This is a genomic window from Winogradskyella sp. J14-2 (assembly GCF_001971725.1).
GTDB lineage: Bacteria > Bacteroidota > Bacteroidia > Flavobacteriales > Flavobacteriaceae > Winogradskyella.
Map to the genome: position 1 here is coordinate 1,562,756 of NZ_CP019388.1, position 18,002 is coordinate 1,580,757.

The 18,002-nt window shown below is 35.7% G+C and carries 18 protein-coding genes and 1 tRNA gene; 6 read left to right on the plus strand and 13 right to left on the minus strand.

What is annotated here, in order from left to right; translation table 11 throughout:
• Positions 1-73: 73 nt before the first annotated feature.
• The 8 genes from BWZ20_RS15275 to BWZ20_RS07240 all read right to left on the minus strand — a co-directional run bounded on the left by BWZ20_RS15275 (position 74) and on the right by BWZ20_RS07240 (position 9,428).
• Positions 74-244: a hypothetical protein gene (locus BWZ20_RS15275; RefSeq protein WP_157358344.1), complete on the minus strand. Its 171-nt coding sequence runs from the start codon at positions 242-244 to the stop codon at positions 74-76.
• 458 nt (positions 245-702) lie between these two features.
• A tRNA-Asp gene (locus BWZ20_RS07210) sits at positions 703-776 on the minus strand.
• Positions 777-851: 75 nt separating this feature from the next.
• Entirely contained in the window at positions 852-1,781 is a 930-nt protein-coding gene (locus tag BWZ20_RS07215) for a DUF58 domain-containing protein (RefSeq protein ID WP_076618286.1), read from the minus strand.
• 176 nt (positions 1,782-1,957) lie between these two features.
• On the minus strand, positions 1,958-2,275 hold the full coding sequence (trxA, locus tag BWZ20_RS07220) for a thioredoxin (protein WP_076618289.1): 318 nt from the start codon (positions 2,273-2,275) through the stop codon (positions 1,958-1,960).
• Between the two features lie 114 nt (positions 2,276-2,389).
• Positions 2,390-6,775 carry a DNA polymerase III subunit alpha gene (dnaE, locus tag BWZ20_RS07225; RefSeq protein ID WP_076618291.1) on the minus strand — a complete coding sequence of 1,462 codons (4,386 nt, stop codon included), beginning with the start codon at positions 6,773-6,775 and terminating at the stop codon, positions 2,390-2,392.
• A gap of 163 nt (positions 6,776-6,938) precedes the next feature.
• A complete protein-coding gene (locus tag BWZ20_RS07230; protein WP_076618294.1) occupies positions 6,939-7,388 on the minus strand; it encodes a ferritin-like domain-containing protein in 450 nt (149 codons plus the stop codon).
• A 137-nt stretch (positions 7,389-7,525) separates the two neighbouring features.
• Positions 7,526-7,990 carry a ferritin-like domain-containing protein gene (locus BWZ20_RS07235; RefSeq protein WP_232217152.1) on the minus strand — a complete coding sequence of 155 codons (465 nt, stop codon included), beginning with the start codon at positions 7,988-7,990 and terminating at the stop codon, positions 7,526-7,528.
• Positions 7,991-8,171: 181 nt separating this feature from the next.
• Entirely contained in the window at positions 8,172-9,428 is a 1,257-nt protein-coding gene (locus BWZ20_RS07240) for a DUF6252 family protein (protein WP_076618297.1), read from the minus strand.
• Positions 9,429-9,642: 214 nt separating this feature from the next.
• Here BWZ20_RS07240 and BWZ20_RS07245 point away from each other — a divergent pair, with 214 nt between their 5' ends.
• The 6 genes from BWZ20_RS07245 to BWZ20_RS07270 all read left to right on the plus strand — a co-directional run bounded on the left by BWZ20_RS07245 (position 9,643) and on the right by BWZ20_RS07270 (position 14,606).
• Positions 9,643-10,143: a 30S ribosomal protein S16 gene (locus BWZ20_RS07245; protein WP_076618300.1), complete on the plus strand. Its 501-nt coding sequence runs from the start codon at positions 9,643-9,645 to the stop codon at positions 10,141-10,143.
• A 157-nt stretch (positions 10,144-10,300) separates the two neighbouring features.
• A complete protein-coding gene (gene rimM, locus BWZ20_RS07250) occupies positions 10,301-10,834 on the plus strand; it encodes a ribosome maturation factor RimM (RefSeq protein WP_076618303.1) in 534 nt (177 codons plus the stop codon).
• Between the two features lie 31 nt (positions 10,835-10,865).
• Positions 10,866-11,579: a tRNA1(Val) (adenine(37)-N6)-methyltransferase gene (locus tag BWZ20_RS07255; protein ID WP_076618306.1), complete on the plus strand. Its 714-nt coding sequence runs from the start codon at positions 10,866-10,868 to the stop codon at positions 11,577-11,579.
• A 111-nt stretch (positions 11,580-11,690) separates the two neighbouring features.
• Positions 11,691-12,869: an acyl-CoA dehydrogenase family protein gene (locus BWZ20_RS07260; RefSeq protein ID WP_076618310.1), complete on the plus strand. Its 1,179-nt coding sequence runs from the start codon at positions 11,691-11,693 to the stop codon at positions 12,867-12,869.
• Between the two features lie 88 nt (positions 12,870-12,957).
• Positions 12,958-13,674 (plus strand): SGNH/GDSL hydrolase family protein, encoded by a 717-nt coding sequence (locus BWZ20_RS07265; protein ID WP_076618313.1) that lies wholly within the window; start codon positions 12,958-12,960, stop codon positions 13,672-13,674.
• A 35-nt stretch (positions 13,675-13,709) separates the two neighbouring features.
• The gene (locus BWZ20_RS07270) at positions 13,710-14,606 is read left to right on the plus strand and encodes a metallophosphoesterase (protein ID WP_076618315.1); all 897 of its coding nucleotides are present in this window, start codon (positions 13,710-13,712) and stop codon (positions 14,604-14,606) included.
• A 143-nt stretch (positions 14,607-14,749) separates the two neighbouring features.
• On the opposite strand, the gene BWZ20_RS07275 is transcribed toward BWZ20_RS07270, so the two are convergent.
• The 5 genes from BWZ20_RS07275 to BWZ20_RS07295 all read right to left on the minus strand — a co-directional run bounded on the left by BWZ20_RS07275 (position 14,750) and on the right by BWZ20_RS07295 (position 17,981).
• Positions 14,750-15,076 (minus strand): 2Fe-2S iron-sulfur cluster-binding protein, encoded by a 327-nt coding sequence (locus BWZ20_RS07275; protein WP_076618318.1) that lies wholly within the window; start codon positions 15,074-15,076, stop codon positions 14,750-14,752.
• Between the two features lie 26 nt (positions 15,077-15,102).
• Complete coding sequence (locus tag BWZ20_RS07280) at positions 15,103-15,453, minus strand: four helix bundle protein (RefSeq protein ID WP_076618321.1); 351 nt, start codon at positions 15,451-15,453, stop codon at positions 15,103-15,105.
• Between the two features lie 28 nt (positions 15,454-15,481).
• Positions 15,482-16,534 (minus strand): NAD(P)/FAD-dependent oxidoreductase, encoded by a 1,053-nt coding sequence (locus BWZ20_RS07285; protein ID WP_076618324.1) that lies wholly within the window; start codon positions 16,532-16,534, stop codon positions 15,482-15,484.
• Positions 16,535-16,601: 67 nt separating this feature from the next.
• Positions 16,602-16,841 carry a NifU family protein gene (locus BWZ20_RS07290; protein WP_076618326.1) on the minus strand — a complete coding sequence of 80 codons (240 nt, stop codon included), beginning with the start codon at positions 16,839-16,841 and terminating at the stop codon, positions 16,602-16,604.
• Entirely contained in the window at positions 16,842-17,981 is a 1,140-nt protein-coding gene (locus BWZ20_RS07295; protein WP_076618328.1) for an Mrp/NBP35 family ATP-binding protein, read from the minus strand.
• Between the last annotated feature and the right edge of the window lie 21 nt (positions 17,982-18,002).

The window sequence follows — 18,002 nt, forward strand, 5'->3', positions numbered from 1 at the left end:
AAAAGTCCACAACAAATTTAGCCTACAGTTCTTATAAGAATGTAGGCTAAAAACTATGGTATATAAATAAAATTTATCCTTGAGTTGGCAGTTTTATTTCTTTTTTACCATGTGCCAATAAATCAATTTTTGTTGGCTGGGTAACATTACTCTTTTCAGCAGTTTCAAATTTATCAGATTCTACACCAGATAAAGTTAACAAAGCAACAGCTACTAAAGCTAAAGTAATTTTTAGGGTTTTCATAAGTATCAATTTAGGGTTAAATAGTTAACATTTTATTTTTTAGCGATAATCGCTACGTTGAGGGAAGGCAATGGACTATTAACTATTCTAAGGTTTTCACCTTAAATTGTACTAAAATAAAACGAGGGACGTTTTAGTAAATGTTTAATGGATATTTTCTTGAAAGTATGATTTGAGGGCTTACAAGGATTACAAATATATAAGTATTTGCCATACACACAAACAAATCATCGATAAAAAGCATAAAAACATCGTTTATATGTAGGAATTGATTTAAATTATCCTTTCTTTATAATAAAAACAAAAAAGCATCCCGATTTTCTGTAAAGAAAAAAGGAAAGCCTTTCATTGGTAAATATCCATATTAAATTGGATTTCTACTACGTCTCAGATATTACTCTGAGCACAACACAACGTCTTTTATACTAAAAAAGCTTCCTATTACCAGAAGCTTTTTGCGGTCTGGACGGGACTCGAACCCGCGACCCCCTGCGTGACAGGCAGATATTCTAACCAACTGAACTACCAGACCGTTGCGTAATTGCGAGGGCAAATATACATTGTCTTTTTAATTCCACAAACAAAAAATAAAAAAATATTCACCACTCTAAATAAATTTTTGACGCTCAATCATATAACTAGTAAGTATTTGATTAAAGCCTTTTTTTATGTCCGCCTCCACATACTTTATTCTATACTGCCCACATTTTAACCTTAAGGTTTTGAAGTACTCACTTACAGCCTTTTCATAATTCCCCTTAATATTATCTGGATACAAATTGATAAAATCGCCTGTCTCAATGTCGATAAATCGTTTTGGTCGATTGTCGAAATCAAAGGTCAGCTCCTTGTCCCTATCAAATACATGAAAGAGCACAACTTCATGTTTATTATACTTTAAATGCCTTAATGCTTCAAATAATTTTTCATCTTCTTCTGAGGTTTGAAACATATCCGTAAACACAAAAATTAAAGAGCGTCTATGAATCTTTTCTGCAATTTGATGCAAATACGCATATGTCTCCGTACTCCTTGATTCTGGTTTTGACACTACAGCCTCACTCAGTTTACTTAATAACATTTGGTGATGGCGTTCACTTCCTTTCTCCGGTGCATAAAAATCATAAGCATCACTGTAAATACTTAAGCCAACGGCATCACGCTGTTTTTTTAAAATATGCATTAAAGATGCGCATGCCAACGCAGAAAAAGCAGATTTATTAAGGTTATCTATTGTTTTACCAGCAGATTCAGGATAGTGCATAGAAGTACTGTTATCCAAGATGAGATGACATCTTAAATTGGTTTCTTCATCATAGCGCTTAGTGTACAACCGATCTGTTTTAGCAAAAAGCTTCCAATCAATATGCTTGGTGCTTTCACCTTGATTGTAAATCTTATGTTCAGCAAACTCTGCCGAAAAGCCATGAAACGGACTTTTATGCATCCCAGCAATAAAGCCTTCAACAACTTGTTTTGCTAAAAGTTCAAGGTTTTTAAAACCACCTGCTTTGTTTAATTCTTGTTGTAAATTCAAAATATCCTATAGAAAATCTTTTATTCATCTATCATTTCGAGCGCAGTCGAGAAATCTCTATTGCAGACCTCTCGACTGCGCTCGATGTGACAGAATACTTTGATTAAGATAATACCGAAACTAAAAAAGGTTTGCCGTAAAGACAAACCTTTTATCATTTCTTTTTGAAAGTATGTTTACAAAAGCGCATCGATTGCTTCAGCGTAAGCATTTTTTGGTGCTACACCTACTTGGCGACCTACAACTTCTCCATTTTGAAATACTAAAACCGTAGGGATATTTCTTACGCCATACTTAGCTGCAAACTCTTGGTTAGCATCTACATCTACTTTACCTACAACAGCTTTACCTTCGTATTCTGTAGAGATTTCGTCAATGATTGGTCCTACCATACGACATGGCCCACACCAAGCTGCCCAAAAATCTACCATTACTGGTTTATCACTTTTTAATACTGTTTCTTCAAACGTTGCATCTGTTATTTCTAATGCCATAAAATCTAATATTAATTTAATTCTACTTTAGTTACACAAAATTAGTCAAAAATTCTGCCAAACCTTACAATGCTTGTATTTGTTTTGATTATACATTTATTGTTTTGGCTTATACTAATTCAGCTTATACTTTACGTCTAGACCTTTTAACTCATTTAATAATTCCTGAGAAATCTTAACTTTTTGCTTTCTACTTGGCATGGTTAGTTTTAGTTTTTCTGAATTGTCGTAGACTAAAAAATTTAAGCTTTTATTGCCTTCATGCATTCGCATCAGATCTTGCAATCGAGTTATTGTGTCTTCTTCTAAATCGTGAATATTTAGCTGAATAGATAACTTCTTAGCATAGGTCTCCATTACATCATGCAATAATTGAAAATTATTAAACTGAATTCTAGGATCTCCTTTCTGGCCTGTTTCTCTATTAGTCCAACCTTCACGCACAAACGCGCGCACATAAACAAATGAATTTACCACAAAGAAATGTCTAAACTTTAGATAATCCTCCCCAAAAATTCTAAACTCATAACTATCTGTATAATCTTCGATGGTAAATAATGCCCAGCCTTTGCCTTGCTTACTTACACGATGTTGCACGTCTGTAACAACACCACCAAAAGTAATTTCTCTATTAACGATTGCTTCTAAATCATTAAAAACAGAGATGGTACCATTACAGAAATTCTTCATTTCAATTTTGAAATCATCTAGCGGATGACCAGAAATATAAATACCAACCACTTCCTTTTCTCTTGAAAGTTTTTCCATCGTTCCCCAATCTTCACAAGGTGGTACTTGTGGTTCTGCAATTTCTACTCCACTGGCCTCACCAAATAAACTCACTTGTGCAGAATTTTCATTTTCTTGGTGTTTAGCACCATACTTCATGGCCTTTTCTAAAAAGGTAATACCATCACCATCGTGAGCAAAATATTGAGCACGGTGTGTATCTTCAAAACAATCAAAACCACCAGCATAAGCTAAACCTTCGAATGATTTTTTATTGGCTGCTCTTAGATCTACACGTTTGGCTAAATCAAAAATAGACTTATAGTTGCCGTCTTTCTTTCTATTTTCTACAATGGTTTTTACAGCTCCATGACCAACACCTTTTATAGCTCCCATACCAAAACGAACTGCATTATCTTGATTTACCGAGAATTTATAATAACTCTCGTTAACACTTGGTCCAAGCACTGGTAAACGCATACGTTTACACTCTTCCATAAAGAAGGTTACGGACTTAATATCGTTCATATTATTAGACAATACCGCAGCCATATATTCTGCTGGATAATGCGCCTTTAAATATGCCGTTTGGTATGCAATCCAAGCATAGCACGTAGAATGAGATTTATTGAAAGCGTAACTCGCAAAGGCCTCCCAATCTTTCCAGATTTTTTCAAGCTTCGTTTTATCCATACCTTTAGCAGCTGCCTGTTCAATGAATTTAGGTTTCATTTTATCTAGTACTGCTTTTTGCTTTTTACCCATGGCCTTACGCAACACATCGGCTTCACCCTTGGTAAAATCAGCCAGTTTCTGGGACAATAGCATTACTTGCTCTTGATAAACCGTAATACCATAAGTTTCCTTGAGGTATTCTTCCATTTCAGGTAAATCGTAGATAATCTCTTCTTTACCATGTTTTCTATTAATAAAACTTGGAATATATTCCATAGGTCCAGGACGATACAAGGCGTTCATTGCAATGAGGTCATCAAAAACTGTTGGCTTAAGATGCTTCATATGCTTTTGCATTCCTGGCGATTCATACTGAAAAATCCCAACCGTTTCACCTCTTTGGAACAACGCATACGTTTCTTCGTCATCTAACGGAAAGTTTTCAGGATCGAGTTCAATACCGTGTCGTGCCTTTACAATCTTAACCGTATCTTTAATTAAAGTTAAGGTCTTTAATCCCAAGAAATCCATCTTCAGTAATCCAGCACTTTCTACAACAGAGTTATCAAACTGCGTAACGTATAAATCTGAATCTTTAGCTACCGAAACAGGTACATAATTGGTAATGTCACCTGGTGTAATGATAACACCACAAGCATGAATGCCAGTATTTCTTACAGAACCTTCTAAAACTCTTGCTTGGTTTACCGTTTCTGCCTGTAAATCTGAACCGTCTGAGATATTTAATAGTTGATTGACTTTTTCTAATTCTTCAGCTCTAAACTTGCTTGCTAATTCTTTTTCGCTCTTACCAAATATCTTTCCGAGTTTGGACATATTCGGAATGAGTTTAGCAATATGATCCGCTTCATTTAATGGCAAATCCAACACACGTGCCGTATCTCTAATTGAAGATTTAGCAGCCATTGTACCATAAGTAATGATCTGCGCCACCTGATTAGCTCCATATTTATCGATAACGTATTGCATAACGCGACCACGACCTTCATCATCAAAATCGATATCGATATCTGGCATACTCACACGATCTGGATTTAAGAAACGCTCAAAAAGTAAATCGTACTTTATTGGATCTATGTTGGTAATCCACAAACAGTATGCTACTACCGAACCTGCTGCCGAACCACGACCAGGACCAACGGACACATCCATTTTTCGGGCTTCGCGAATGAAATCCTCTACAATAAGGAAGTAACCAGGATATCCTGTATTTTCAATAACGCTCAACTCAAAATCGAGACGTTCTGCTATTTCTGGTGTAATCTCTCCATAGCGCTTTTTAGCACCTTCGTATGTTAAGTGTCTTAAATAGGCATTTTCTCCGCGCTTACCATTATCTACTTCATCCTCTTGATGTTTGAATTCATCTGGTATATCAAAAGCAGGAAGTAATACATCACGAGCCAATTCAAACGGTTCAATTTTATCAACCACTTCTTGAATGTTCACAATAGCCTCAGGAATGTCTCTAAAGAGCGCTTTCATCTCTTCAGTTGACTTAAAGTAATATTCTTGATTTGGCAATCCGTAACGATAACCACGACCACGACCTATTGGTGTGGCTTGTTTTTCACCATCTTTTACACACAATAAAATATCGTGTGCATTGGCGTTTTCTTGTTCTACGTAGTAAGTATTATTTGTAGCAATTAGCTTCACATCGTGCTTATGAGCAAATTGAATAAGTACTTGATTAACACGATTTTCATCTTCCTGATTATGACGCATCAACTCGATATACAAATCATCTGCAAAGGTGTCCTTCCACCAGATTAAGGCTTCTTCGGCTTGGTTTTCACCAATATTTAGGACTTTACTCGGCACTTCACCATAGAGGTTTCCTGTGAGACAAATGAGGTCTTCTTTGTACTGCTCTATGAGTTTTTTATCAATTCTTGGTACATAATAAAACCCATCAGTAAAAGCTGCAGAAGACAGCTTTGCCAAATTGTGATAGCCTTTTTTATTCTTTGCTAAAAGAACAATTTGGTAACCGTTATCTTTTCGGGTTTTATCGGTATGATCTTCGCAAACAAAAAACTCACAACCGATAATAGGTTTTATTAGTTTCCCTTTCTTTTCTTCACCATTTTCTTCAGCCTCTTTATGCTTTGCTTTTACAGACTTGTTATGGTTAGAAACTGCTTGAACAAAGTGAAAGGCGCCCATCATATTTCCGTGATCTGTTAGCGCAACGGCAGGCATATTTTCTTTTGCCGCTGCCGCTACTAAATCACCAATACTGATGGTAGATTGTAAAATTGAAAACTGAGAATGGTTATGCAAATGCACAAACGCTGCATCAGCCAATTTTGCAATAGCTTCTTTGTTTGTTTGTGTTGGTATTTCTTGAGACTGCTCCTTTTGAAGCCTTGCATTTATCTTGGCACTTTCGCGTTTAAGATTAAGATGTTTTAGTCCAATTAGCTGAATTGGTTGCGGATTGGCTTCTGAAAATTTTACAAAATAATCTGGTTGAACATCTAACTGTTCTTTAGTATATTCTTTTCGCCTAACTAATTCTAAAAAACAACGTGTCGTGGCTTCAACATCGGCAGTTGCGTTATGGGCTTCGGCAAATGGCTGGTTGAATAAAAACTCGTGTAACTCTGTTAAGGTTGGCAGTTTAAACTTTCCTCCTCTACCGCCAGGAATTTTACACAATTCGGCCGTATGCTCTGTACAGGTATCTAATACTGGTAATTCTTGTAATTGGTTTGCTACATCCTCTCTAACAAATTCGGCTCCCATAATATTGAGATCGAACCCAACATTCTGACCAACCACAAATTTAGTTTTCTCTAAAACAGCATTAAATTTTTCTAAAACTTCGGCAAGAGAAATACCTTGCTCTTCTGCCAATTCTGTAGAAATACCATGGATTTTCTCAGCATCATATGGAATATTAAAGCCATCTGGCTTAACCAAATAATCTTGATGATCTATACAATTACCCATAGCATCATGCAACTGCCATGCTATCTGAATACACCTTGGCCAGTTATCTGTATCTGTTATTGGTGCATCCCAACGCTTTGGTAAACCTGTGGTTTCAGTATCGAAGATTAAGTACATAAATTACCTGTTTTAGACCTTGAAAAAGAATATGAATTTGTCGTAAAAATAGCCCTTAAAATTACATAGAATTTCGACTTACTTTAATGGAAGTTGTTAAGAGTTTTAAACATAAAAAAAGCCATGCACTTTGCATGGCTTTTTGCTTAACAATCTATTTTATTTATGACACTATGGTTTCAAAATTTTCAGCACTTCTGATGGCTGTCTCAATGGCACTTTTTTGATTTTTGAGAGTGTTGATAATAGGCGATGGTATTGCATGTCCAGAAATAACTTCATTATATTCTTTTAAACTTGTTTTTTCTATTCTTACAGTTTCTTGTAGCATAGCTTCTTCATCGTTTGATGAAAAAAGCGACTTAAGAGACATCCAGTTTTGATGCAGTTCTCCTTTAATATTACCTGAATTTTCTGGTATATCTTTATTTTCCCAAACTTCGCTTCGTAGCTCCTTCACAAATCTTGCGCGCTCTTCTGCTCTAGACTTAAAAAAGTTTTTTATGTCAGCGCTGTCAACCTTTTCGATAGCCTTTTCATAACTATCCTTGGCGTTCATATTCTTCTCTATAAGTTCGTTTAATTTATTTGATATTTCTTTGGTATTGTTCATTATGTTTTGTGTTTTGTTTACAGTAGTTAATTTGATGCCTACTGATTTTGCATCTACTAGCGTTGTTTAGTCAAGTAATTTTTAAAATAAAAGCCATGAAAATCATGGCTTTTAGGGTCTTAATCTAACTTAAGATATTATGATAAGACTTCTTCATAAAGTTTTACTGAGTTGATAGCTGCTTCTATCGCATTTCTTTGTTCGCGTAATAGCTCTATTAATCTTGATGGAAAATTATTGTCGCTTAGCAACTCATTATATTCTTCTAGACTGGCTTTTTCGCCTCTTAAGGCTTCATTTAAAATGGTCTCTTCATTATTGGAGGAGAAGGTGGCTTTTAGACTCATCCAATTTCTATGCATTATTCCTTTTAAGCTTCCTGAATCTTCTGGTATTTCACCATAAGTCAAAATTTCTGTTCTCAATTGACGTGCAAATTTGGAGCGTTCTTCCGCTCTGTTTTTAAAGAAGTTTTTAACACTAACGTTGTCTACTTCTTGCATAGCGTTGATGTAACCTTTTTCGGCGTCATAATTTTTTACTAATAATTCATTTAACTTGTCTGAAACTATTTTTTCGTACTTCATAATATCTTTAATCATTTTTTAATTTCAATAAGTTCTTTATAGATGCGTATTGTTTCACATCTGCACTTATAGTATAACATTCATACACCACGAAGTCAAGTTATTTAACACCATTTAATAGTCTTTAACAGCCTTTAACAAAAAAAGCGCTATTTGAAAATTTCAAATAGCGCTTTTAATTTTACTTTTTGCTTTTTTATACCTGTAGATAATCTGGCACACCATCTCCATCTACATCATCATTAGTTGGGTCTCCATCCATGTTGGCGTCTTCGTTTATGGTTAGTATACCATCACCATCATCGTCTGTATCTAAATAATCTGCATCACCATCTCCATCGGTATCTGTAGGATTACCATTACCATCTAATTGCAACTCTAAAGATGTTGGCACACTATCACCATCATCGTCGTCATCTAAGTAATTTGCTATACCATCCATATCTGTGTCGTCATTAGTAATATCACCATCTCCATTAAAATCTTCAAACACGTTTGGTACGCCATCTCCATCATCGTCGCTACAATCTAAATCATCGATTACCGCTTGAATTGCACCATCGTCATCACCACAAAAATCTATTTGCTCCTGCAGAAACTGCTGATATTGCGAGCAATTTGCATCAAATGTGCCCATAGTTGCAGTATTGTACTGCACTTCAGCTTCGTTTCTATTGTTTGTTGCTATTTCACAACTTATTTGACAATCACCCAGATCATCAATTCTTTGTTGAATTGAGCCATCTAAATCACCACAGTAATCGCGTTGCATCATTAACGACTGTCTGTAGGCGCTACAAGCAATTTCAAACTCAGAACTACTAACAAATCCATCATCACCAACTTGCTGTGCTGCAATATATGTAGCCTCAGCTGTTTCGGTGGCAATTTCTGTATCTGTACACGTTATAGGATCTGCCGGAATTGTTCCAGAAATTAAGGGCACTCTGTAAAACACACCTCCATAAATTGGCCCATTTTGTCCTGTTACAGGATCTAAACCAACCTCACCTGTTAAACCAGTGAAATTTACTGATTGAAGGCCTGATTCGTTAAAGGCTGTAAATCTAAATGTCCCTGTAAACCTATTATTTTCTATCTCATTTATACGTATTTCCCCATACTCTGGATATATAGACACATCTGGATGCGGCCTGTTGTTTGTAGAATATATTGTGCCGTCTGCAGTTGTAAATCTTGCTTCAATGGTATTAACATCACCAAAGACATAAACACCAACAGCAACAGTAGGCACTATTAACTCTAAAGTCTCGATATTGTTTGAACCAAAAAGCGTTAAAAAATCATTTTCATCTATACTTGCGGAAAAGGCTTTTGCTCTCCAAGACGTACCATCTAGGGAACCTTGAAATGCTGGTGTGTTAAATTCTACTTCATCACCACAGCTAAATACCGATATTAAGATAAGAGATAAGACTATTAATTTTTTCATTATTAAGCGGAAATTAATCGTTGTTTCAAATATAACGAAACAAGAATCTCAAAAGTATAATATTTTTTTATACTAGACTTACTCTTCTTCAGCACTTTTGTTTAAAGTGATAATCTTTTAGTTAAAATGACCAAAAGGCTTGAAAATTAAAAAATTGTATTATCTTTGCGCCCTTATTAATAACAGAGGTCGCGAACCTCACTAATTAATCATTATGCCTGTAAAAATTAGATTACAAAGACACGGTAAAAAAGGAAAACCTTATTACTGGATCGTAGCCGCGGACTCTCGCGCTAAAAGAGATGGTAAGTACTTAGAAAAATTAGGTGCTTACAATCCAAACACAAATCCTGCAACAATAGACCTTGATGTAGATGGTGCTGTAAAGTGGTTAGAAAACGGTGCACAACCAACAGATACTGCTAAAGCAATATTATCTTACAAAGGAGCTTTATTAAAGAAGCATTTAGCAGGTGGTGTTAAAAAAGGTGCTTTAACCGAAGAGCAAGCAGAAGCTAAATTTAACGCTTGGTTAGAAGAAAAGGCAGCTAAAGTACAAGCTAAAGCAGATGGCTTATCTAAAGCAGATGCCGATGCTAAAGCTAAAGCACTTGAAGCAGAAAAAGCAGTTAACGAAGCTCGTATTGCTGCAAATGCACCAGTAGTTGAAGAAGAAGTTGCTGAAGAGACAACGGCTTCTAACGAAGAAGAGTAAAAAATTTATTTTTATACTTTTAAACCCTGACATTTATTGTCAGGGTTTTTTATGCAAAAAACTTTCTTTTGTATAATGCCGAATTTGTTTCAGTATCTAAAACCAGAACGATTAAAGACCCTGAAATAAATTCAGATTGATAAATCAGTAATTTGTTATGAAAAAAGAAGATTGTTTTTACTTAGGGAAAATTGTAAAAAAATACAGTTATAAAGGAGAACTACTCGCTAAGCTAGACACGGACGAACCAGACCTTTATGAAAATATTGATGCGGTTTTTATAGATCTTAGAGGTAATCTTGTACCGTTTTTTATCGAATCTTCGCAATTACACAAATCTGATTTACTTAGATTAAAGTTTGAAGATGTAGATAATGAAGCTGATGCAGATGCCTTAATAAAGGCCGAATTGTATTTACCTCTAGACTTGCTTCCTAAATTAGAAGGAGATAAGTTTTACTACCACGAAGTTATAGGTTTTACTATCACAGACAGCAATTTTGGCACTGTTGGAATTATAAAAGCTATTAATGATACTACAGCACAAGCGCTTTTTGAAATTGACAGAAATGGTATTGAAATTTTAATACCTATGAATGATGAGTTTATCGTTAAAGTAGATAAACCAAACAAAATCATAGAGGTTGAAACTCCCGAAGGATTAATAGAACTTTACACAAGCCCATCCTAAATCCTTCCCAAAGGGAAGGACTTTCTCTCTCATGGAAAAGCCTTTTAAATTCAAACAATTCTCAGTCAACCAAGATCGTTGTGCCATGAAAATTGGTACAGATGGTGTTTTACTAGGTTCCTGGACTTCTGTAAAACATAATCCTTTTCACATTTTAGACATTGGCTCTGGCACAGGAATTCTAAGTCTTATGATGGCTCAAAGAAGTTATGCAGAGCAAATTGAAGCAATAGAAATTGATGACGATGCTTATGAACAGTGCTCTGAAAACTTCGAGAATTCACCTTGGAACGATCGCTTGTTTTGTTACCATGCTTCGCTTTTAGAGTTTGTTGAAGAGGTTGAAGATGCTTTCGATTTAATTATTTGTAATCCACCTTTTTATTCCGAAGATTATAAAACCGAAAATAAATCCAGAAACTTGGCGCGTTTTAACGATGCTATGCCTTTTAAACATATTATCTATGCTGTAGAACATTTACTAGCCGAAGATGGTTTGTTTTCAATAGTTATTCCCAGAAAAGAGGAAAAGGATTTTATAGCTTTAGCCAATACAATTGGCCTTTTTCCCAATCGAATTCTTTACGTTCGAGGCAATCCAGATGCCGATGTAAAACGCAGCTTAATTGAATTTAGCTATGCTGAAAAAGACGTTGAAGCTTCAGACTTAATTATTGAAACTGAACGTCACAACTACACTAAGGATTACATCAATCTAACAAAAGATTTTTATTTGAAAATGTAACACTTCTGTTGGGCAATGAAATCGATTTCGTTACTTTTGTGAAACTAATAAAATAACAGCTCCTATTTTGATAAATCTTCAAAATTAGAAGTTATAAATATCATAATCAGAATGAAACCAGATTTATTTGAAGCTCCTGACTATTATAACTTAGACGAATTACTCACTGAAGAACACAAATTGGTTCGTGATGCAGCCAGAGAATGGGTAAAACGAGATGTTTCTCCAATAATAGAAGAGGCTGCTCAAAAAGCAGAATTTCCAAAATCTATTATTGGTGGGTTAGCAGAAATTGGTGCTTTTGGACCATACATTCCTGAAGAATACGGTGGCGCAGGATTAGACCAGATTTCTTACGGTTTAATTATGCAAGAAATAGAACGTGGAGATTCCGGAGTACGCAGTACGGCATCCGTACAGTCGTCTTTAGTAATGTATCCTATCTGGAAATATGGTACAGAAGAACAACGTCAAAAATATTTGCCAAAATTAGCTTCTGGTGAATGGATGGGTTCTTTCGGTTTAACTGAACCAGATCATGGAAGTAATCCAGGTGGCATGACGACCAATTATAAAGATATGGGAGATCACTACCTTTTAAATGGTGCTAAAATGTGGATTTCTAACGCTCCTTTCTGCCAAGTAGCTGTAGTTTGGGCAAAAAATGAAGAAGGACGTATTCACGGCTTAATTGTTGAGCGTGGTATGGAAGGATTCTCTACACCTGAAACGCATAACAAATGGTCGCTTAGAGCTTCTGCTACAGGTGAGCTAATTTTTGATAACGTTAAAGTTCCTAAAGAAAATTTATTACCAAACAAATCTGGTTTAGGTGCACCACTTGGCTGCTTAGATTCTGCACGTTATGGTATTGCTTGGGGAGCGATTGGTGCAGCTATGGACTGTTACGATACGGCTTTGAGATATAGCAAAGAGCGTATTCAATTTGGTAAGCCTATTGGCCAGTTTCAGTTACAACAAAAGAAGTTAGCCGAAATGATTACCGAAATTACCAAAGCACAATTGTTAACATGGCGATTAGGTGTATTGCGTAACGAAGACAAGGCTACTTCTGCACAAATTTCTATGGCGAAACGTAACAATGTGGAAATGGCTATAAACATTGCTCGAGAAGCAAGACAAATGCTTGGAGGAATGGGAATTACTGGTGAGTACAGCATAATGCGTCATTCTATGAACTTAGAAAGTGTAATAACCTATGAGGGTACGCACGACATCCACTTACTAATTACAGGCTTAGATATTACAGGTTTAAATGCCTTTAAATAATAAATTAAAAGCCTTGATATCTCAAGGCTTTTAATTTAGCATAGACTTTTAGGAAACTAATTAGTAATACATTATATTTTTATTTAAGATGAAAATTATCTTTTACAAATTATTATTTAGTACGCTATTATGTTTCTTTTATTCGTGCAGTGCGTCCGAAGATTATAATACTGATGATTTACAAGACCCTATTGATAACTCAAAAAGAATTCTAAGTTTGGGTGACAGCTACACCATAGGCCAAAGTGTCTGTGAGAGCTGTAGTTTCCCAAAGCAATTAAAGGATAGCCTAGTAAATAACAACGATGGCGTTACTTTTGAGTTAAACATAATAGCCCAAACAGGATGGACCACAAGCGATCTAATTAGTAATATTGTTTCCGAAAACCCATCAAACAACTATGACTTAGTTACCTTATTGATAGGCGTAAACAACCAATACCAAGGCGCACCCTTCTCGCTTTACGAATCAGAATTTCCGCAATTAGTACAGATGGCAATGAGTAAAGTACAAGGAGATAAAACTAAAGTGATTATAGTGTCAATTCCAGATTATGCCTACACACCATTTGGGCAGTTTAGTGGCGATCCGTCCTTAACTTCAACAGAAATTGACATGTACAATGCATTTGCAGAAAACTATTGCAATGAAAACAATATTACTTTTGTAAATATAACCGATATCACTCGCGAAGGATTAAACAATCCTGATTTGGTAGCTTCGGATGACTTGCATCCATCAGAACTTGCTTATACAAGATTTGTAGAAAGACTACTTCCTTTGGCCATCGAAAAAATCCAATAAGTTTTCCTATTTTAGTTATTTAGTAAACTATACTGATGTCATCAAAATCGAGATTAGATCGTGCTTACAAAAATGCTCATCGCATTGGTTTTGATGACGCTTCAAAATTCATTTTATTTAGTGATTGCCATCGTGGTGATAACAGCTTTGCAGACGATTTCGCTAATAACAGGAACATATATTTTCATGCACTGAAACATTATTATACCGAAGGTTTTAGTTATTGCGAACTAGGTGATGGTGACGAACTATGGGAAAATTTGTCGTTTGAATCTATATTAAATGCACACAAGAATGTCTACTTGCTCATGAAGCAATTTCATGAAGAGGATAGATTGCACATGATTTGGGGAAATCACGATATGGTATATCGCGACCCTAAATATGTAGAGAAATATTTATCTACCTATTTTGATCCTAAAGTGGGAGAAGATGTTGACCTGTTTTGTAATATACAATATCATGAAGGTATTGTTTTAAAACATTCTGAAACAGGACAAGAATTGTTTCTCTGCCATGGCCACCAAGCGGATTGGTGGAATTACCTATTCTGGAAATGGAGCCGGTTTATGGTTCGTATTCTTTGGAAACCCTTAAATGTTATGGGAATAGCAGACCCTACAAGTCCTGCTAAAAACTACAAAGAGCTCATAAAAGTAGAACGCAGAACTAAAAAGTGGATTTTAGAAAACAACAACTTGGTAACCATTGCTGGTCATACACATAGACCGCGTTTCCCAGAGCCAGGTGATATTGCTTTTTTTAACGATGGTAGCTGTGTACATCCAAGAAGTATTACTGGTCTTGAGATTGAAAACGGAAAAATTTCTCTCATTAAATGGCAAATCGTCACTACCGAAGATGGTACATTAAAAATTGATCGTTTTTTGTTAGAAGGACCTACTCCTTTGATTGACTATAAGACGGAATAAATTGCTTCAAAATAAATCAGATGCTTAATAACAACTCTTGGAAATAAAAAACTCTCACATGTTTTAGAAAACCTATGAAGTGTTAGTTACTATATACAGTAGTTTGTGTAGTTAAATAAGAGATTCCTGCTTCCGCAGGAATTTTAGCTTTCTGGTGCCAGCTCTACTTCCAAACCTTCTAGCTCTGGCGTAATTGGTATCTGGCAACCTAATCGAGAATTGTCTTTTACATAAAAAGCTTCGGAAAGCATAGCCTCTTCATCATCCTGCATTTCTGGTAATTCGGTATCACTTAAGACATAGCATTGGCAAGATGCACACATGGCCATGCCACCACAAACACCAATGGTACCTTCAGGAGCTAGTTCGTAAGAACGTACTACTTCCATAAGATTCATTGCCATATCTGTTGGTGCTTCGATTTGATGTGTTACACCATCGCGATCAATGATTGTTATATTTATGTCCATAGTAATTAGTTGTTAGGAAATAGTAGTTAGTTTTTGATAGATTTGATTAAACCATGTAACATTTTAGAAATCTCGTTGTTCATTTCTATTAATTCTCTTGATTCATCTTGACTTAAAAAATTTAAACTAATAGATAAATATAACATTGACCTTACTTCACTATTCGATGACAAAGCTATATATAAAAATCTTGAAAAGTCTGCATTTGAGTTCCTATCAAAACCTTCTGCAATGTTATTAGAAATTGAAACTGACGCTCTTTTTATTTGATCTCTAAAAGAAAAGTCATTATTATCTTTGAAAACCTTATAAATAGTAACAGCTAAAGCCTGAGACTTTTGCCAAACTAATAAATCTTCAAATTTTTGAACGGCCATTTACTAATTACTTTCTACTATTTACTAACTACTCAATAGCCTTTACAACGGCTTTTGGTGCTTCTTTACGTGTACCATCAAAACCATCAACGCCAGCAACTGTTGTATATTTTAACACATAACGTTTTCCTGGGTTAATAATCTGATAAGCTGCCTGACACATCAAAGTTGCCTCATGGAAACCACAAAGAATTAGTTTTAATTTTCCTGGATAAGTATTAACATCTCCAATAGCAAAGATCCCTGGAATATTAGTCTGATAATCCAAAGCATTATTAACCTTTATAGCATTTTTTTCAATCTCTAATCCCCAATTTGCAATTGGCCCTAATTTTGGAGACAAGCCAAATAATGGTATAAAATGATCACATTCCTTCTTAAAAACTTTGGCTTCTTGCTTAATGGTAACACTTTCTATTTTTCCATCACCTTCTAATCCAATAACTTCCGCTGGTGTGATTAAATTAATTTTACCCTCAGACTTTAATTCTTGGACTTTTTCAACAGAATCTAAATGACCTCTAAATTCATTTCGTCTATGAATTAATGTAACTTCGGAAGCAACATCAGCCAGAAAAATACTCCAATCTAATGCAGAATCTCCACCTCCAGCTATGACCACACGCTTGTTACGGTACATTTCTGGCTCTTTAATCATGTACTCCACACCTTTGTCTTCGTAGTTGGCAATGGTATCTATCAGCGGCTTTCTAGGCTCAAAACTACCTAAACCGCCTGCAATGGCAACCACTGGTGCTTTATGCTTAGTTCCTTTGTTTGTAGTTACAATAAACGACCCATCTTCTTGCTTCTCAATGGTATCAGCACGTTCTCCTAGAGTAAAACCAGGCTCAAACTGCTTACACTGTTCCATTAATTTATCGGTTAAATCGCCTGCTAATATCTCTGGATAAGCCGGAATATCGTAAATGGGTTTTTTGGGGTAAATCTCTGAACATTGTCCTCCTGGTTGTGGAAGTGCATCGATAAGGTGACATTTTAACTTCAATAATCCTGCTTCAAAAACAGTAAATAGCCCAGTAGGGCCAGCACCTATAATGAGTATGTCTGTTGTAATCATGTTATTTAGAATTGGAGACAAATTTAATAATGTGGTATGACTTAGAAAGTGACAAATGTCACACTAGTTATTCTACATTAATGACGCGTTCTATTTGTGGTGCGTACTTTTTAATTGTCATCTCCACGCCAGACTTTAAAGTCATTTGATTTACGCTACAAGATGTACATGCACCAACTAATTGTACTTTAACTAATTTGCCGTCATCTATGGATAAAAGGTTAATATCACCTCCATCGCTTTGTAAAAACGGACGGATTTCGTCTAACGCCTTTTCTACATTTAATTTAAGTTCTTCTGGGCTCATCTACTTTTTCTTTACTGCAGAACATCCTGCCATTGTTGTAATTTTTATTGCCTCGGTTGCTGGTAAATTTTCGTTTCTATCAACAACTTGTTGCACTACATTTTTAGTTATATCTTCAAACGCTTTTTCTACTGGTGTTGCAGTCTGTAAAGCGGCAGGCCTACCTACATCTCCTGCTTCTCTTATGGTTTGTACAATTGGTACTTCCCCCAAAAACGGAACGTCTAAATCTTCGGCTAAATTCTTAGCTCCTTCTTGCCCAAAAATATAATATTTATTCTCTGGTAATTCGGCTGGTGTAAAATACGCCATATTTTCAATGATACCTAACACAGGTACATTGATACTGTCTTGCTGAAACATTGCTACACCTTTTTTAGCATCTGCTAAAGCTACATTTTGAGGTGTACTTACAACAACTGCACCTGTTATAGGAAGTGCCTGCATAATACTAAGGTGAATGTCTCCTGTTCCTGGTGGCAAATCGAGCAAGAGAAAATCTAATTCGCCCCAGGCTGCATCAAATATCATTTGGTTTAATGCTTTTGACGCCATTGGCCCTCGCCATATCACTGCCTGATCCGGTTTTGTAAAAAAGCCTATAGAAAGCACTTTAACTCCGTAACTCTCTACAGGTTTCATCTTAGATTTACCGTCTACGTTGACAGACAGTGGCCTTTCGTTTGCCACATCGAACATTATTGGAATTGAAGGTCCATAGATATCTGCATCTAACACTCCAACCTTAAAGCCCATTTTAGCTAATGTTACTGCCAAGTTAGCTGTTACCGTAGATTTACCAACACCACCTTTACCAGAGGCTACAGCGACAATATTTTGTATTCCAGGAATTGGTTTTCCTTTAATTTCGTTTTTTGTTGGTTTAGCAGGTGCATCTACCTTGATATTTACTTTTATTTTTGCCTTTTCATAAACCTCTTTATGGATGGTTTGCAAAATTTCAACCTCAGTTTTTTTCTTCGCCTGAAGGCTCGGATTTTTAATAGTTACATCTACGATAACCTCATCTGCAAATGTTACAACGTTTGTCACCGCGCCACTATCTACCATATTTTCTCCTTCACCAGGAGCAGTGATGGTTTTTAGGGCTTCTAATATATCTTTCTTATTAAGTTTCACGTTTTTATCTAGATTTAATCT

Bases quoted from the DNA above. Each gene is read 5' to 3' on its own strand.
- BWZ20_RS15275 (WP_157358344.1), bottom strand. From the start codon at position 244: ATGAAAACCCTAAAAATTACTTTAGCTTTAGTAGCTGTTGCTTTGTTA.
- trxA (WP_076618289.1), bottom strand. From the start codon at position 2,275: ATGGCATTAGAAATAACAGATGCAACGTTTGAAGAAACAGTATTAAAA.
- dnaE (WP_076618291.1), bottom strand. From the start codon at position 6,775: ATGTACTTAATCTTCGATACTGAAACCACAGGTTTACCAAAGCGTTGG.
- BWZ20_RS07230 (WP_076618294.1), bottom strand. From the start codon at position 7,388: ATGAACAATACCAAAGAAATATCAAATAAATTAAACGAACTTATAGAG.
- BWZ20_RS07235 (WP_232217152.1), bottom strand. From the start codon at position 7,990: ATGATTAAAGATATTATGAAGTACGAAAAAATAGTTTCAGACAAGTTA.
- BWZ20_RS07240 (WP_076618297.1), bottom strand. From the start codon at position 9,428: ATGAAAAAATTAATAGTCTTATCTCTTATCTTAATATCGGTATTTAGC.
- BWZ20_RS07245 (WP_076618300.1), top strand. From the start codon at position 9,643: ATGCCTGTAAAAATTAGATTACAAAGACACGGTAAAAAAGGAAAACCT.
- rimM (WP_076618303.1), top strand. From the start codon at position 10,301: ATGAAAAAAGAAGATTGTTTTTACTTAGGGAAAATTGTAAAAAAATAC.
- BWZ20_RS07255 (WP_076618306.1), top strand. From the start codon at position 10,866: ATGGAAAAGCCTTTTAAATTCAAACAATTCTCAGTCAACCAAGATCGT.
- BWZ20_RS07260 (WP_076618310.1), top strand. From the start codon at position 11,691: ATGAAACCAGATTTATTTGAAGCTCCTGACTATTATAACTTAGACGAA.
- BWZ20_RS07265 (WP_076618313.1), top strand. From the start codon at position 12,958: ATGAAAATTATCTTTTACAAATTATTATTTAGTACGCTATTATGTTTC.
- BWZ20_RS07270 (WP_076618315.1), top strand. From the start codon at position 13,710: ATGTCATCAAAATCGAGATTAGATCGTGCTTACAAAAATGCTCATCGC.
- BWZ20_RS07275 (WP_076618318.1), bottom strand. From the start codon at position 15,076: ATGGACATAAATATAACAATCATTGATCGCGATGGTGTAACACATCAA.
- BWZ20_RS07280 (WP_076618321.1), bottom strand. From the start codon at position 15,453: ATGGCCGTTCAAAAATTTGAAGATTTATTAGTTTGGCAAAAGTCTCAG.
- BWZ20_RS07285 (WP_076618324.1), bottom strand. From the start codon at position 16,534: ATGATTACAACAGACATACTCATTATAGGTGCTGGCCCTACTGGGCTA.
- BWZ20_RS07290 (WP_076618326.1), bottom strand. From the start codon at position 16,841: ATGAGCCCAGAAGAACTTAAATTAAATGTAGAAAAGGCGTTAGACGAA.